The organism is Amycolatopsis sp. NPDC021455 (assembly GCF_040640995.1).
Taxonomy (GTDB): Bacteria; Actinomycetota; Actinomycetes; order Mycobacteriales; family Pseudonocardiaceae; genus Amycolatopsis.
This window is the reverse complement of record NZ_JBFACT010000089.1, coordinates 1-15143: the sequence shown is the minus strand read 5'-3', so window position 1 is coordinate 15143 and position 15143 is coordinate 1. Positions and strand designations below refer to the sequence as shown.

Sequence of the window (15143 nt, the reverse complement as noted above, 5' to 3'; positions counted from 1 at the left end):
CTCGAAACCGGATTCCGGCCGCGGCGACTCCGCGGCGGCTGGTGATTTCCCCCTGGTGGATGCCCACGCTGCCATCGGGAAAGGGGTGCTGCAAGGGCGATCACGTTCCCGTTGATCGGCTCATAAAGTTTTTCTATGACCCGATCGGCGGCACCTTGTTCCGCGGCTTTAAACGTTGACTGTGCGGAAAATTCCTTGGAGCGTCGTGAGGCATGGAACATCGTCGACTGGGCCGCAGCGGCCTCTCAGTGAGCAAGATTTCCTACGGCAACTGGATCACCCACGGGTCCCAGGTGGCGGAGGAACAAGCCAGGAAATGCGTGGAAGCGGCACTCGACGCCGGGATCACGACGTTCGACACCGCGGACATGTACGCCAACACCCGCGCCGAGGAGGTGCTGGGACGCGCGTTGTCGGGTCAGCGCCGGGAGAGCCTGGAGATCTGCACCAAGGTGTACTGGCCGACCGGTCCCGGCGGCCCCAACGACCAGGGCCTGGGCCGCAAGCACATCATGGAGTCCGCGCACGGCTCCCTGAACCGGCTCGGGACGGATTACCTCGACCTCTACCAGGCCCACCAGTTCGACCCCACGGTCGAGCTGGAGGAGACCATGCTCGCCTTCGCCGACCTGGTGCGGCAGGGCAAGATCCTCTACGTCGGCGTCTCCGAATGGACCGCCGAGCAGATCACCCGCGCCGCCGCGCTGGCCCGCGAGCTGCGCGTCCCGCTGATCGCCAGCCAGACGCAGTACTCGATGCTGTGGCGGGTCATCGAGGCCCAGGTCGTGCCCACGTGCGAGCGTGAGGGCATGGGCCAGCTCGTCTGGTCGCCGGTGGCCCAGGGCGTGCTCACCGGCAAGTACCTGCCCGGCGAGCGGCCGCCGGACGGCTCCCGCGCCACCGACGGCGAGGGCAGCGGCTACATGGTCCGCTGGCTGCAGGACGACGTGCTGCGCAAGGTGCAGGAACTGCGCCCGATCGCCGAGCAGCTCGGCCTGACCATGGCGCAGCTGGCCATCGCGTGGGTGCTGCAGAACCCCAACGTCGCCACCGCGATCACCGGCGCTTCGCGCCCCGAGCAGGTCTCGGACAACGTCAAGGCCGCCGACGTCGTGCTGGACTCCGCTGTCATGACCAAGATCGACGAGCTGCTCGACGGCGTCAGCCGTTTCGACCCGACCCTCATCGGCGTGCCGCTCACCGCCCTCGTCTGAGCCCAGTCCAGGCCCGGATGAAACCGCGGTCCGTCATCGAGCAGGGTGCCTGGCGGGCCGCCGGGGCGTACTGCCGCCGCTCAGCGGTCCTCAGGTTCGGCGGGCAGCCGGCTCGCAATCCCGCCCCGCCGTGCAACGCCGAGCTTCGTCAAGAGCCGCCCGACGTGAACGGCGACCGTTTTCGGGCTGACGTAAAGGACTTCGCCGATCTGGCTGTTCGTGAGCCCCTGCGCGACCAGTTCCGCGACTTGCCTTTCGCGGGCGGTGAGCGTGCCGTCGTCCGCGGACTCGCTCCGGCGGCGCGGCTGCTGCGCGTTCACCCGCCGCTGGGTCCGCAGGGCCTGCTCCACCTGCCGAGGGGCACCGCACGCTTCGAACAGGGCACACGCCTCGCCGAAGTGTTCGCGGGCCCGGTTCACGTCCGCGGACGCGCCGAACGCCGTGCCGGCGACGACGTGGGCCCGGCCCGCGAGCATGCGGTCACCCGCGCCACGCAACAACTCGACCGCGCGCACCGCGGCCTCCGCCGCCGCGCGGGGATCGGCCAGCGTGTGTGCCCGGGCCAGGTGGGCCAGTCCGGTGCGGCGGGGCAGCCCGGCGGCTTGGGCGAAGGCCCGGTCGGCCCACTCGCCGGCTTCCTTCGAGTGGCCCAGCGACGCTTCCGCGGCGGCGAGCGTTTCGTACCAGTTGCCCCGCTCGACGGGGTAGACCTGCCACAGGTCCGGGCCGCCGCCCCCGGCCGTCATCAGTTCCACGCACGTGGCCGCGTCACCGGCGAGGAAACAGGCGGCGCCGAGCGTGCCCGAGACCAGGCCGATCTCGGGCAGCTTCGCCTCCTCGGCGAGTGCCAGCGCTTCCTTGCCCAGCCGGACCGCCGCCTCCGCGTCGCCCGTGGTGATGGCCAGCGTGGACTGGCTGCGCAAGGCGAAGCTGCGCAGCGCGGGGCTGCCGGTCAGGTGCGCCGAATCGAGCTCGTCGGTGATGTGGGCGGCGGCCCGGTCGAGGTCGCCTCGGACGAGAGCGACCCCGCCCAGCATCGAGTACAGGAACGTGATCACGTGGCTCTGCCCGGCCGCCCGCACGATCCGCAGTGCCCGCGTCAGGTGCCGGACGGCGTCGTCGAGCCGTTCGTGACACAGCTCGGCCGAGCCGAGCAAGCCGACCGTCTCGACCGCCGCGGCCAGTTCGGCGTCCATCGCCGCGTCGACCAGCATCGCCGATTCGTCCAGCCAGGCCACGGTGCGTTCGTCCACGCGGCCGAGCACGTGGCTCCGCAAGGCGCACATGGCGAGCGCACTGGCCACCGGCGGGCGCTCCGGCTGCCGCCGCGCGGCCACCAGTGCCTCCGCGGGCCAGTCGCGGCGGTGATCCTGGTCGGCCCTGAGCACGACACCGTTCGCCAGGCCGAGCTTGAGGCTCAGCGCGGCCCGGCCGTGCTGGTCGGCCAGCGCCGCCAGCTCGGCCAGCAGCTGTGCGCGGGCTTCCACGTGACGGCCCAGGAACCGCTCGATCAACGCGCCGAAGGCGGCGATCCGCGCGCGCTGCTCGGTCAGCTCGGCCGGAAGCAGCTGCCGGAGTTCGTGGAGCGTGGCCCGGCATTCCTCGAACTGCCCGGTGAGCCCGTAGGCCTGCGCCCGCATCGTCAGCAGGTCGGGCCGGCCCGGATCGAGCCGCAGCGCGGCCTGCAGCCAGTGGACGGCGGCCGCGGGTGCCCGGTGCAGGGAAGCCGCGGCCGCCTCCCGCAGCACTTCGACGGCCACCGGGTCGCCCGGCGCGGCCGAGCGCTCGACGTGGTGCGCCAGTTCCGTGGCGGGCCAGCCGCCCTCGCGCAGCGTCGCCGCGGCCCGGGCGTGGGCGGCCACCCGCCAGCCGGCGCCGGCGGCGTCGTAGGTGACCCGGCGGACCAGCGGGTGCCGGAACTGGAACCGGCCGCCCGGCGCGCTCGCGCGGAGGAGATCCCGCCGGACGAGCTCGTCCAGCACGGGAAGGACCTCGGGGAGCGCCGAGCCCGCCGTCTTCGCGATCAGGCCGGCGGGGACGTCGTCACCCGCGACGGCGGCGGCCCGCACCACCACGAGCTGTTCGGGCGACAGGGCGTGCAGCTCGGCGAGAAGCGCGGCTTGCACGGATTCGGGGACCTCGGCGGGCACCGCCCCTTCGACGGGCCGCACCTCGGGGTCGGCGTAGGGACCGGCCAAAGCCTGGACGTAGAAGGGATTGCCGCCGCTGGCCGCGTACAGGGCCTGTTTGCGCGCCGCGTCGCCGTCCACCGGCAGCAGTTCGTCCACCTCGGCCGGCGTCAGCGGTCCCAGCTCGATCCGGAGGACGTCGCGGTGCTGCGCCAGCGCGCGGCGCAGCAAGCTCGAGGTCTGCCGGGGCCGGTGCGCCACGGCCAGCAGCAGCCGGCCGTGCGGCGGACGGCGGAGCAGGTGGTCCACGACCTCGGCGGTGCCTTCGTCGGCCCAGTGCAGGTCGTCGAGGAGGACCACCAGCCCGCCGGGCACGGCCAGCGCTTCCAGCAGCCCGCGCACCGCGCGGTGCACGCGATACCGTTCGGCCGGCGCGGTTTCCAGCGGCTCGGCGTCGGTGGACAGCGCCGGGAACGTGGTCCGCAGCAGGCCGGCCGCACCCGGGTCCAGTGCCGCGAGAGCGTCCGGGCCGGCCTCCTCCAGCGCGGTGCCGAGGACGGAGAAGGGAACGTGCCGTTCGGCTTCGGCCGCCCGGCCGGACAGGACGAGCCACCCGGCCCGCCGGGCGCGGACCGCGAGTTCGGTCAGCAGCCGGGTCTTCCCCATCCCGGGCTCGCCGGCGATCTCGGCCGTCCCGGCGACCCCGGTCGCCGCCTCGGCCAGGAGGTGTTCGAGCTTCCCGAGTTCCCGCCGCCGGCCCACGAACGGCGCCGGTGCCGGAAAGCCGCTGCCTGCCATCGCTCAGGACACCGCCCGTCCCGGGCGCCGTACGCACATCTGCGGATGCTATCGGCCCGGGATTCCGCCACGGTGGCGGGGAGCGGACGGAGGAGTCCGCACCGGGGGGAAAACCGTGCACACTGAACGCCTTGTGCGCCGCGAGCTCGACGACGCGGTCGTCCGCCTCGCCGCCGCCGTCATCCAGGGCGAGAGCGGGACCGGGAAGACGACGCTGTGGCGGGAAGCCGTGGAGCGCGCCCGCGAGCGCGGCTACCGGGTGCTGGCCTGCCGGCCGGCCGAGCCGGAGCGCACGCTGCCCTTCGCCGGTCTCACCGACCTCTTCGACGGGGTCACCGACGCGGAGTTCGGCCTGCTGCCCGGGCCGCAACGCCACGCGCTGGACGTCGCCCTGCTGCGGACGGCTCCGGAGGGCGCGCCGCCGGACCCGCGGGCGGTGAACGTGGCCGCGCTCGGCCTGGTGCGGTCACTGGCCGAACGCCATCCTGTCGTGCTGGCCGTGGACGACACGCAGTGGCTGGACCCGGCCAGCGCCGGCGTGCTCGGCTACGTCGCGCGCCGCCTGCCCGAGCACTCGGTCGGGCTCCTGGCCGCCGTGCGCAGCGACGGTTCCGGCGGCGCGCCGGTTCCGTTCGGTCTCGACCCGGACCGGTTCGCGCGCGGCACCGTGATCGAGCTGGAGAAGGCGAAGCGGCGGCTGACCGGTCGTGAAGGCGCGGTGCTGACCCTGCTCGTCGACGGCCTGACCGCGACCGCGATCGCCCACCGCCTCGGCACTTCGCCCCGCACCGTGCACAAGCACCTCGAGAACCTCTACCGGAAGCTGGACGCTTCGGACCGCCTCACGGCCGTGCTGCGCGCACAGCGGCTCGGGCTGCTGCCCGGGGCCGGCGAAACCGGCCCCGGGCAGCAGGAACGGCGGAGTCAGCCGTTGACGAGGTAGAACTCCTGGTTCGCCGAACCGGGGCTGCAGGTCCACTGCTGGAGGACCACCCGGTCGTCGGAGGTGAAGAAGGGCACGTCGACGCACTTCCCGCTGGCCCGGTTCTTGATCATGACCGTGGTGTCGGTCCCGGGCAGCAGCTGCCACTGCTGCGCGTCGGTGGCCTGGCAGAACCACTGCTGCAGGCCCACCCCGTTCTCCAGCCGGCCGTTCTGGGGCTGAACGCATTTGTGGCTGTTCTGACCCACGATCTCGACGAAGCCGTTGCCCAGATCGGCGAAGAGGAACTTCGCGGCGGGCGTGTTGTCGCAGTGGTACTGCTGGATCCACGCGCCCGCGTCCTCCGAGTCGCCCCGGACGTTGATGCACTTGCCGCTGTTGCGGTTGTGGGCCTCGTCCCAGAAGGACCCGGCGTTCGCGGCCGAAGCCAGTCCCGTCAGCGCCGAGACCGTCGCCGCGACGAGAAGGGCGGCTGTCCGCAGGCGACTGTTCATGTTGTTCTCCCCTGGAAGTCGGAATTCGACGGCGCTTTCCGCGCCGGGGACAGTCTGTCGGCCGATCACCGGGCCGAGACATACGTAAGAGTACGTACGTGACAAGCCGCCGGAGCCGGTCACGGTGCCAGGGCGAGGATCCCGTCGATGTCGCGCGCGAGGAAGCCGCCGAACGGGACCAGCGTCCCCAGCTCCGGGTGCCGCCGGGCGACCTCCGGCCGCAGCACCAGCAGTTCCGGCCCCACGGTCACGGGGGTGGGGCCGCCGAGGACGACGTCGTCGAGGTCGATCTCCAGCGACGGCCCCCAGCGGTCGACGACCAGGCCGACCGCCGCCGGTCCGGTCGCCCGGAACTCGGCCAGCAGCCGGCGGATCACCGTGTCCTGTCCCTTCCGCCAGACCGGGCCGCCGAAGCCGTCGAGGCTGTAGTGCTCGACGACCACGCCGGCGTCGGCCCGGCCGAGTGTGCAGAGGACGTCGGCGTCCTCGTCGCCGGTCATCCAGTACTGGAACGTGAACTGCTTCTCCGCGAGGCCGGACATGGCGGCGAGCAGGCTGTGCCGGTCCATTTCGACCTGCTCGCCGCAAGTTTCCCGCTCTCCGCTGATCGCGGTGATCCGGCCGGTGCGGGGATGGCGCAGTGCCATGCCGGCCGCCGCCAGCGAGTCCACCCGCCGGAGCACCTGCTCCGGCGACCAGTCCCGCCGGTACAACTGCACGAAACCACCTGACATCTTGCCTGTTTCCCCCTCGCCCCACCGAGATCATACCTTTCGGCGGACCCGCGTTCAGCCGACGGCTCGGTCCGTGTCATCCGGAGTTAAGGCGACGCTGATTGACTTCGTCGTCACCAACTCTCTTGCGACGAGGACGAATTGACACAGTCAGTGCCTCCCGGCGACGATCCGCTGGCCGCGTTCACCGCCGAGCTCGGGGAAATCCAGGCCAAGGCAGCGGCGGCACAGGAACGGCTCCGATCCGCTGTCGCCACCGTGCACGCGCCGGACGGAGCGGTCTCGGTGACCGTCGGCCCGAGCGGGGTCCTGCAGGACCTCCGGTTCGGCCCCCGCGCGTACTCGCGTTCCCCGCAAGCCCTTTCCGGTCTCGTGATGCAGCTGATCGGCCGTGCGCAGCAGAAGGTCTCGGCCGAGGTCGCCGCCGCGTTCAGCGGCATGGTGGGCGAGAACTCGGCCGCCCGCGAGATGCTCGAGGAGTTCTTGCCGGCGCCGGCGGAGGACGCGCCGCCGGGCATGCCACCGGAAAAGAGCGAAGTGTTCATGCCGGAGCAGGAGGCCCAGGACCGCCCGCGGCCGCCCGCGCCCCCGCCCGTCCGGCCGCCGGACCCCCAGCGGCCGCAGCGTGATCAGCCACGTCGTCGTCCCCGGCCCGAGCCGGAAGAGGACGACGGCGAGAGCAACCCCTGGTAGGCGGGAGGAGAACCGGTGGTTTCCGGCGAAGGATTCTCGGTCGACCCGGCCGAGCTGCAGAAGTTCAGCCAGTTCCTGTCGGGCACCACGCAACCGGCGGTGCAGGACGCCGCGAACCGGATGCAGGCCGCCAACGGGTTCGACAACGCCGCGTTCGGCATCCTGCTCGCGCAGGTGCTGGCCGTGCCCTCGCGGATCACGATGGCGGTGATCACCGGGGAGATCGGCAAGCTCGCCGGGGACATCGGCAAGTCCGCCGAGGACGTGAAGAAGGCGGCCGAAACGTACGCCACCCACGACTCGAACACAGCACAGGGTTTGAGCACCTTCGAGACGGAGCTGGGCAAGTGACCGTTCCCATCACGGCATCGAACTCGACGACCGGCGCCGGCGTCTTCGACAGCTGGAAGCAGGTGGGCGACTCGATCGGCAAGGTCCAGACCGCGCACGGCGGCGACCTCGCCGCCGTCAGCGTGGAGCTGGGCGTCAACATCGTCAGCGCCGCGCTCGACACGGTCGCGTTCGTCATGGACCCGTTCGCGAAGCTGATCGCCGCGGGCCTGGGCTGGCTGATCGAGCACGTCTCGTTCCTGAAGTGGCCGCTCGACCAGGTCGCGGGCAACCCGTCGGAGGTCACGAAGGTCGCCAACGAGCTGCACAAGATCGGCGAAAGCCTGCGCAACACCGGCGAGGACCTCGACAAGACGCTCAAGTCGACGATCACCCAGTGGCAGGGCAAGGGCTACGACAGCTTCAAGAAGTCGATCGACGACCGGAAGGGCTGGATCGACGCCAACGCCAAGGCGTCCGACGTCGCCGGCTACATGGTCGAGACCACCGGCGCGCTGATCGCCGCGGTGCGCACGCTGATCCGCGACATCATCACGACGATCCTCGGCGACATCATCGCCACGATGCTGATCGCCCTCGCGATGGCCGCGTTCACCTTCGGCGCGTCGATCGCCGTCGGCGTGGGCAAGATCGTCGTGCAGGTTTCGGTGCAGGTCGCGGCGATGGCGGCCAAGCTCGCCAAGGTCGTCGCCTACGCCGGCCGCACCCTGGCGCGGCTCACGCAGCTGTCGAAGCTGGTCAAGCCGAAGGCCGGCGCGAACCCGGGCCACGAGCTGACGACCGTGCCGCGTCCGGGCGGGAACGTGCCGAACTTCTCCCGGCCGTTGCCCCGGCCGGGTGGCGGTGCTCCGCCTGCCGGCCGTCCCGGCGGCGACAGCACGGTCCCGAACTTCTCGCGGCCGCTGCCCCCGCCGGGCACCGCGGTCACCCACGACGGCCCCGGCGGCGGCGCCGCGCCGGTCACCCGGCCCCCGGGTGACGGCACGGTCCCGAACTTCTCGCGGCCGCTGCCGAGGCCCGCGGACCCGCCGCCCCCCACGCGGCCGTCGCCGCAGTCGCACCTGAGCGACCACGACTTCCCGATGATCAAGAAGCACGAGGACTGGCTGAAGACCAAGTTCGGCGACAGCTACAAGAAGATGAAGTGGGTCGACGACTGGCTGAAGAAGAACAAGCCGGACTACTACCCGATGCTGAAGGCCCTGTCCGACGCCAAGAGCTCGAAGAACTTCGCCGGCTGGGCGGGCAAGGACATCGTGCAGGTCGACCGCGGCCTCACCGACATCCAGTCGCAGGCGGAGGCCGCCTGGGCCGAGGAGGACAAGAAGCAGCAACAGCCGCAGTAGGACCGGGGTTCAGGATGCCGGTCCGAGGAACGCCGTGATCGCGGACGCGAACTCCGGGCCGGCGAACGCGGTGTAGTGGTCGCCCGGCACCCGGGTGAACCGGGCGTTCGGCAGGGTCGCGGCCAGCGCGCCGGCGGAGGACTGACCGCGGTCCCGGTCGCCGACGGCCACGAGGACCGGGGTCGTGATCCGCGCCAGCGCGGTTTCGGGTGTCGGAACGTGCGTGTCGAGCACGCGCAGGAGAGCCTTCGGATCACCGCCGAGCCGGGTGATCCAGGACGCCTGCGCGGCTTCCGGTGACCCGGGTTCGAGGGGTTCGCCGTCGGCCATGGCGGTCAGCACGCGGCGGTACCCGCCGTGGGGGCTGCTCGCGCGGGTGACGGCGTCGAGTCCCTGGCCGCCGGCGATCGCGCGGGCCGGGCGGGCGCCGCGGACCAGCATGCGCAGCACGGTCCGGGCGCCCCACGAGTACCCACCGAGGTCGTAGTCGCCGAGGCCGAGCCACTCGATCAGGGCGAGCCCGTCGTCGGCCATGACGTCGGGGGGATAGCACGCCGGGTCGTGCGGCCGGGCGCTGTGCCCGTGGCCGCGCAGGTCGGGAAGGACGACGCGGTAGCCCTGCCCGGCCAGGGCCGTCGCGTGCCCGGACCGGATCCACTGCGTTCCGTCGGCCGTGAAACCGTGCAGCAGCACCAGAGGGCGGCCGCCACCCAGTTCGCGGTAGGCCAGGTCCACGCCGTCCCGGCCGGGGAACCGGTGCGCTGCCGGGTCGGTCACCCGATCACTGTGCCACACGGTCCCCGCGGCCGGTTCGTCACGGCAGCTGCTCGATCACCCAGCGGGACGACGTCGCGGTCGACGTCGCGAAGGCGACCTCCTCGCCGGGGATTCCGCGCGCGGTCAGGTACTTGTCACTCCAGGCGTGCTTGATGTACGTCGGGCTGGCGGAGTTCGACCACTGCTGGTACGCGCCGCCGTTGCACGGGAACGTGTAGACGTCCGCGCCGTTCCCGTCCAGGCAGTGGCCCGACACCGGGTTCCGGAAGATGCCGCCGCTGATCGTCCACACCACACTCGCGCTGCGGTTGCAGTCGCCGAGGATGACGTTTCCCTTGCCGGCGGAAATGTTCAGCTGGAGGCAGAGGCGGCTGTTGTTGGCGTTGTGCACCTGGTAGTACACCGGTGCCGCCTGCGCCGAGGACGCGCCGCCGACCAGGAGCGTCGAGCCGAAGGCGAGTGCCGCGCAGGCCCCGGCGAGCCGAGTGAGGTTTCCCTTGAATTCCACGATTTCCCCTAACGGTCGAAAGGGCGTTTTCCGTGCCGAAGGGGAATTTATGGAGCCGTTCCATACGGCCGCTACACGCCGCCCACAGGCCTTTGCCACAAGGTCGCTGAGAGGACGCTGAGTGCGCTCGCGCGGGGGTGTCGCGCGTGGCGGACCGGTGGGCCCTAGGGTGCCCACCGTGCGCACATCGCTGACCAGACGCCACTTCTTCGGCCTCGCCGCCGGAGCGTCGGCGCTGGCCGCCTGCTCGGCACCCGTCCCGGCGCCGGCGCCCGCTGTGCCGTCTTCGACGCCCGCGCCGACCAGCCCGCCGCCGTCGACGGCCGCGTCCACCTCCGCGGCGCCGTCGGGACCGGCCGTCGAGGTCGCCCGCGCCACCTCCGGGCGCCCGCAGATCGCGCTGACCTTCCACGGCGCGGGCGACCCCCGGATCACCCGCCAGGTGCTGGACCTGGTGCGGCAGCACGGCGCGCACATCACCGTCCTGGCCGTCGGGACCTGGCTGGCCGAGCACCCGGACCCCGCGCGGATGGTGCGCGACGGCGGCCACGAGCTGGGCAACCACACCTGGAGCCACCCCGCGCTGGCCGGGTACAAGCCGGAGCCGATGCTGGCGGAGATCGAGCGGTGCCGGGACAAGCTCGCCGAGGTGACCGGGACGCCGGGGGCGTTCTTCCGCCAGTCGCAGGGGCAGCACGCGACCCGGCAGGAGCTGGTCGAAGCGGGCAAAGCCGGCTACGCGCGGGTGCTGTCCTACGACGTCGACTCGCTCGACTGGAAGGACCCGGGACCGGCCGCGATCCGGGCCGCGGTGGCGCAGGCCCGCGCCGGCAGCGTGGTCAGCATGCACCTCGGGCACGCCGGCACGGTCGCCGCGCTGCCCGGGATCTTCACCGACCTGAGTGAACGGGGACTGACCCCGGTGACGGCGACGGAGCTGCTGAAGTGACCCGTACCCGCTGGGGCTGGTTCGCCGTCGTCCTGCTGTTGCTCGCCGGCTGTTCGTCGCCGCCCGCGTCCGACCACGCCGGCATGCCCGGCATGTCCGACATGCCGACGACCGGGCTGCCGCACGAGGCCACCCCGCCCGCCCCGGCGGGCAACCCGCTGCCCGGCATGCCGCCGGTCACCGACGCCCGCAACGTCGACGCCGCCGCCGGGGCCGGGCAGCTGTCGCCCGCGGTGACCGGGGACAAGCCGCTGGTCTACGTGCCGCACAGCGGCTCCGGCGACGTCTGGGTGATCGACCCGGCCACCTTCGGAGTGGTCGCGAAGTACCCGGTGGGCAAGGAGCTCCAGCACGTGGTGCCGTCCTGGGACCTGCGGACCCTCTACGCCACCGACGACCAGGCCAACCTGATCATGCCGTTCGACCCCAAGACGGGTCTGCCGGGCAAGAAGATCCCCGTGGTCGACCCGTACAACATGTACTACTCCCCGGACGGCAAGTACGCCATCTCGGTCGCCGAGGCGCGCCGCAAGCTGGTCTGGTACGACCCGCACACCTGGCAGGAGCACGACGAAACCGCCGCGCCCGACTGCGCCGGCATCGACCACGCCGACTTCTCGCCCGACGGCCGGACCGCGGTGTTCACCTGCGAGTTCGCCGGCCGGGTCGCCGTCGTGGACGTCGCCACCCACAAGCTGCTGCGCATGATCGACATGCCGCACCGCAACACGCACATGGGCCCGCAGGACATCAAGCTCGCCCCGGACGGGTCGGTGTACTACATCGCCGATTCGGACGCGAACGGCGTCTGGGTGCTCGACGGCGCGGCGACGCACGTGCTCCGCTTCATCCCGACCGGGAAGGGTGCGCACGGGCTCTACCTCTCACGGGACGCGAAGCAGCTGTACGTGACCAACCGGCACGAAGGCAGTGTCAGCGTGCTCGACGCCTACACCGGCGCCCCGGTGACCGTCTGGCACATCCCGGGTGGCGGCAGCCCCGACATGGGCAACGTCACCGCCGACGGCACCCAGCTGTGGCTGTCCGGCCGCTACAACGGCGTCGTCTACGTGCTGTCCACCAAGGACGGCGCGCTGCTGCGGACCATTCCCGTCGGCCGCGAACCGCACGGCCTGTGCGTGTGGCCGCAGCCGGGCCGGTATTCGCTCGGCCACACCGGCATCACCCGCTGAAAGAAACTTTCACGCTTAACGCTGGACTTAACGGCCGTGCCGCGCTACGCATTTGTTAGCGCTCACATAGCCGAGCGGGCTGCGGGAAGGAACTTTCATGGCACGCCGTCGAACGTGGATCTTGGGACTCGTCGCGGCGGTCGCCGTCGGGCTCGCCGGAGGTGGCCCCGCCCGGAGCATGCCCACCCAGACCGCGGCCACTTACGGTAATCCGGTGGTGTGGCAGGACTTCGCGGACGGCGACATCATCCGCGTCGGCGACACCTACTACTACTCGGCCTCCACGATGCACTATTCGCCGGGCGCGCCGGTCCTGCGCTCCTACGACCTGGTGAACTGGGAGTACGCCGGGCATTCGGTGCCCCGCCTGGACTTCGGGGCGAAGTACGACCTCAACGGCGGCCGCGGGTACGTGCGCGGGATCTGGGCGTCGTTCCTCAACTACCGCAAGAGCAACAGCACGTTCTACTGGGGCGGCTGCGTCGACTTCGCCAACACGCACATCTACACCGCCACCGACGTCGCGGGCCAGTGGCAGAAGCTGACGACGATCAACAAGTGCTACTACGACGCCGGCATGCTCGTCGACGACAACGACACCATGTACGTCTCCTACGGCAACACGAACATCAGCGTCGCGCAGCTGTCGCCGGACGGGAAGACCGAGGTCCGGTCGCAGCAGGTGTTCAGCACCCCGTCGAACGTCGGCACGCTCGAAGGCTCGCGGTTCTACAAGCGCAACGGCTTCTACTACATCTTCCTGACCCGCCCTGCGAACGGGCAGTACATCCTCAAGGCCAGCAACCCGTTCGGCCCGTACACGATGCAGCAGGTGCTGTTGAACATGCCCAGCCCGATCCCGGGCGGGGGAGTACCGCACCAGGGCGGGATGGTGCAGACCCAGAACGGCGACTGGTACTACATGGCGTTCGTCGACGCCTACCCGGGCGGGCGGGTTCCCGTGCTCGCCCCGATCACGTGGACCGCGGACGGCTGGCCCCGCGTCACGACGGTCAACGGCGGCTGGGGCGCGAGCTACCCCTTCCCGAACCTGCCCGCCCACCCGGTGACGCCGATGACCGGCGTGGACACCTTCACCGGCTCCGCGCTCGGCCCGCAGTGGGAGTGGAACCACAACCCTGATACGAGCAAGTACAGCGTGGGCAACGGGTTGCGGCTGCAGACCGCCACCGTCACGAACGACCTGTACTGGGCTCGCAACACCCTCACCCACCGCATCCAGGGACCCAGCTCGACGGCGACGGTCACGCTCGACCTGTCGGCCATGCGGGACGGCGACCGCACCGGGCTCGCCATGCTCCGTGACTCCTCGGCCTGGATCGGCGTCAAGCGCGACGGCGGCCGCAACCGGGTCGTCCTGCAGAACAACATCACCATGGACGGCAACTGGAACACCAGCAACACCGGCAGTGAAGCCGCTTCGGCCGCCTTCGGCGGGACCAAGATCTGGTTGCGGGCCAACGCGGACATCCGCCCCGGCGCCGGCCGGCAGGCCACCTTCTCCTACAGCACCGACGGTGTGAACTTCACCCGCTTCGGCCCGGCCTTCACGTTGAACAACGCGTGGCAGTTCTTCATGGGCTACCGGTTCGCCGTCTTCAACTACGCCAGCCAGGCTCTCGGCGGCGCGGTCACCCTCCAGCGGTTCGAACTCTCCACCCCGTGAGGAGTCCCATGATGGCAAGGAAAATCCTGGCGGTGATCGCGGCCGCCGCGCTGGTCACCCTGGGCGCCGCCGTCCCGGCCGCCGCCGCGGACGCCGGCACCGCCGCGGCGAGCACGGGCTGCGGCAAGGCGCCGGGGTTGACGAGCGGCACGCACACCATCCAGAACAACGGCAAGAACCGCGAATACATCCTGCGGATCCCCGACGGCTACGACGTCAACCACCCGTACCGGCTGATCTTCGGGTTCCACTGGCTGGGCGGCAACGACGTGGACGTCGACACCGGGCGGACCGTGCAGACGGGTGCGTGGGCCTACTACGGTCTCCAGCGGCTGGCGAACAACACGACGATCTTCGTCGCGCCCCAAGGGCTGAACAACGGCTGGGCGAACTCCGGTGGTGAGGACATCGCCCTGGTCGACAACATCCTCAACCAGCTCGAAAGCGGTCTCTGCGTCGACACGACACAGCGGTTCGCGCTGGGCTTCAGTTACGGCGCCGCGATGAGCTACTCGGTCGCCTGCTCCCGGGCGAACGTGTTCCGCGCGGTCGCGGTCCAGTCCGGCGGGCTGCTCAGCGGGTGCAACGGCGGTACCCAGCCGATCGCGTACCTCGGCGTGCACGGCATCCGGGACAACGTCCTCAACATCTCCGGCGGCCGGTCGCTGCGCGACACGTTCGTGCGGAACAACGGCTGCGCGGCGCAGAACCCGCCGGAGCCGGCGCAGGGCAGCCTGACGCACCGCGTCACGGACTACTCGGGCTGCCGGACCGGGTATCCGGTCGAGTGGGCCGCGTTCGACGAAGGGCACATCGCCGCGCCGCAGGACGGGGCGACCGGGGACAGCGGTTCCCGGACCTGGGTGCCGGCGCTGGTGTGGAAGTTCTTCTCGCAGTTCGGCTCCGACACCCCGCCGCCTCCGCCGCCGCCCCCGCCGCCCGGCGGCTGCCAGGTGTCCGACAAGGTCAATGCCTGGAACACCGGCCTGACGTCGGAAATCACCATCACCAACACGAGCACCGCCGCGATCGACGGGTGGTCGCTGGTCTTCACCCTGCCCGGCGGCCAGACGATCACGTCCGGCTGGAGCGCGAGCTACTCGCCGTCCTCGGGGCAGGTCACGGCCAAGAACGTCACTTACAACGCGGCGATCCCCGCCGGCGGCTCGATCGGCATCGGTTTCCAGGCCACCCACACGGGTGACCCGGCCGCGCCTACTGCTTTCACCCTCAACGGGGTGGCCTGCACGGTCGCCTGACCGCGGGCTGCCGGCCGGTGTCGCGAATGACTCATTCGGGACCTCGCACGTCCCGAATGAGTCATTCG

The 15143-nt window shown here is 71.2% G+C and carries 14 protein-coding genes; 9 read left to right on the top strand and 5 right to left on the bottom strand.

The genetic code is table 11. The annotated features are described in order from the left end of the window. Positions 1-212 precede the first annotated feature (212 nt). Entirely contained in the window at positions 213-1214 is a 1002-nt protein-coding gene (locus AB0G28_RS44675; protein WP_361104085.1) for an aldo/keto reductase family protein, read from the top strand. Positions 1215-1294: 80 nt separating this feature from the next. Here the strand turns inward: AB0G28_RS44675 and AB0G28_RS44670 are convergent, their stop codons facing one another. Continuing rightward, entirely contained in the window at positions 1295-4141 is a 2847-nt protein-coding gene (locus AB0G28_RS44670; protein WP_361104083.1) for an AAA family ATPase, read from the bottom strand. 115 nt (positions 4142-4256) lie between these two features. On the opposite strand from AB0G28_RS44670, the gene AB0G28_RS44665 reads away from it, so the two are divergent. Further along, positions 4257-5084, top strand: coding sequence for an AAA family ATPase (locus AB0G28_RS44665; RefSeq protein ID WP_361104081.1), 828 nt, complete (start codon positions 4257-4259; stop codon positions 5082-5084). On the opposite strand, the gene AB0G28_RS44660 is transcribed toward AB0G28_RS44665, so the two are convergent. Continuing rightward, complete coding sequence (locus AB0G28_RS44660; RefSeq protein WP_361104079.1) at positions 5066-5578, bottom strand: RICIN domain-containing protein; 513 nt, start codon at positions 5576-5578, stop codon at positions 5066-5068. The two genes, AB0G28_RS44665 and AB0G28_RS44660, sit on opposite strands and share 19 nt — an antisense overlap. Positions 5579-5697: 119 nt before the next feature. Continuing rightward, the gene (locus AB0G28_RS44655) at positions 5698-6297 is read right to left on the bottom strand and encodes a hypothetical protein (RefSeq protein WP_361104077.1); all 600 of its coding nucleotides are present in this window, start codon (positions 6295-6297) and stop codon (positions 5698-5700) included. A gap of 156 nt (positions 6298-6453) precedes the next feature. On the opposite strand from AB0G28_RS44655, the gene AB0G28_RS44650 reads away from it, so the two are divergent. Genes AB0G28_RS44650 through AB0G28_RS44640 form a run of 3 tightly spaced genes read left to right on the top strand, consistent with a single transcriptional unit; the run spans position 6454 to position 8702 of the window. Continuing rightward, positions 6454-7005 (top strand): YbaB/EbfC family nucleoid-associated protein, encoded by a 552-nt coding sequence (locus AB0G28_RS44650; RefSeq protein ID WP_361104075.1) that lies wholly within the window; start codon positions 6454-6456, stop codon positions 7003-7005. A gap of 15 nt (positions 7006-7020) precedes the next feature. Continuing rightward, the gene (locus tag AB0G28_RS44645; RefSeq protein WP_361104073.1) at positions 7021-7356 is read left to right on the top strand and encodes a hypothetical protein; all 336 of its coding nucleotides are present in this window, start codon (positions 7021-7023) and stop codon (positions 7354-7356) included. Further along, entirely contained in the window at positions 7353-8702 is a 1350-nt protein-coding gene (locus tag AB0G28_RS44640) for a hypothetical protein (RefSeq protein ID WP_361104071.1), read from the top strand. Before AB0G28_RS44645 ends, AB0G28_RS44640 begins: the two co-directional genes overlap by 4 nt. Positions 8703-8711: 9 nt before the next feature. Here AB0G28_RS44640 and AB0G28_RS44635 read toward each other — a convergent pair whose 3' ends face one another. Then, complete coding sequence (locus AB0G28_RS44635; protein ID WP_361104069.1) at positions 8712-9479, bottom strand: alpha/beta hydrolase; 768 nt, start codon at positions 9477-9479, stop codon at positions 8712-8714. A gap of 37 nt (positions 9480-9516) precedes the next feature. Continuing rightward, on the bottom strand, positions 9517-9987 hold the full coding sequence (locus AB0G28_RS44630) for a ricin-type beta-trefoil lectin domain protein (RefSeq protein WP_361104067.1): 471 nt from the start codon (positions 9985-9987) through the stop codon (positions 9517-9519). Between the two features lie 178 nt (positions 9988-10165). Here AB0G28_RS44630 and AB0G28_RS44625 point away from each other — a divergent pair, with 178 nt between their 5' ends. From AB0G28_RS44625 to AB0G28_RS44610, 4 genes are all read left to right on the top strand, one after another. Further along, positions 10166-10936 carry a polysaccharide deacetylase family protein gene (locus AB0G28_RS44625; RefSeq protein WP_361104065.1) on the top strand — a complete coding sequence of 257 codons (771 nt, stop codon included), beginning with the start codon at positions 10166-10168 and terminating at the stop codon, positions 10934-10936. Further along, complete coding sequence (locus tag AB0G28_RS44620; RefSeq protein WP_361104063.1) at positions 10933-12129, top strand: hypothetical protein; 1197 nt, start codon at positions 10933-10935, stop codon at positions 12127-12129. The genes AB0G28_RS44625 and AB0G28_RS44620 overlap by 4 nt, the downstream gene beginning before the upstream one ends. A gap of 97 nt (positions 12130-12226) precedes the next feature. Beyond that, a complete protein-coding gene (locus tag AB0G28_RS44615; RefSeq protein ID WP_361104061.1) occupies positions 12227-13816 on the top strand; it encodes a glycoside hydrolase 43 family protein in 1590 nt (529 codons plus the stop codon). A gap of 11 nt (positions 13817-13827) precedes the next feature. Then, positions 13828-15075, top strand: coding sequence for a cellulose binding domain-containing protein (locus AB0G28_RS44610; RefSeq protein ID WP_361104059.1), 1248 nt, complete (start codon positions 13828-13830; stop codon positions 15073-15075). Positions 15076-15143 lie beyond the last annotated feature (68 nt).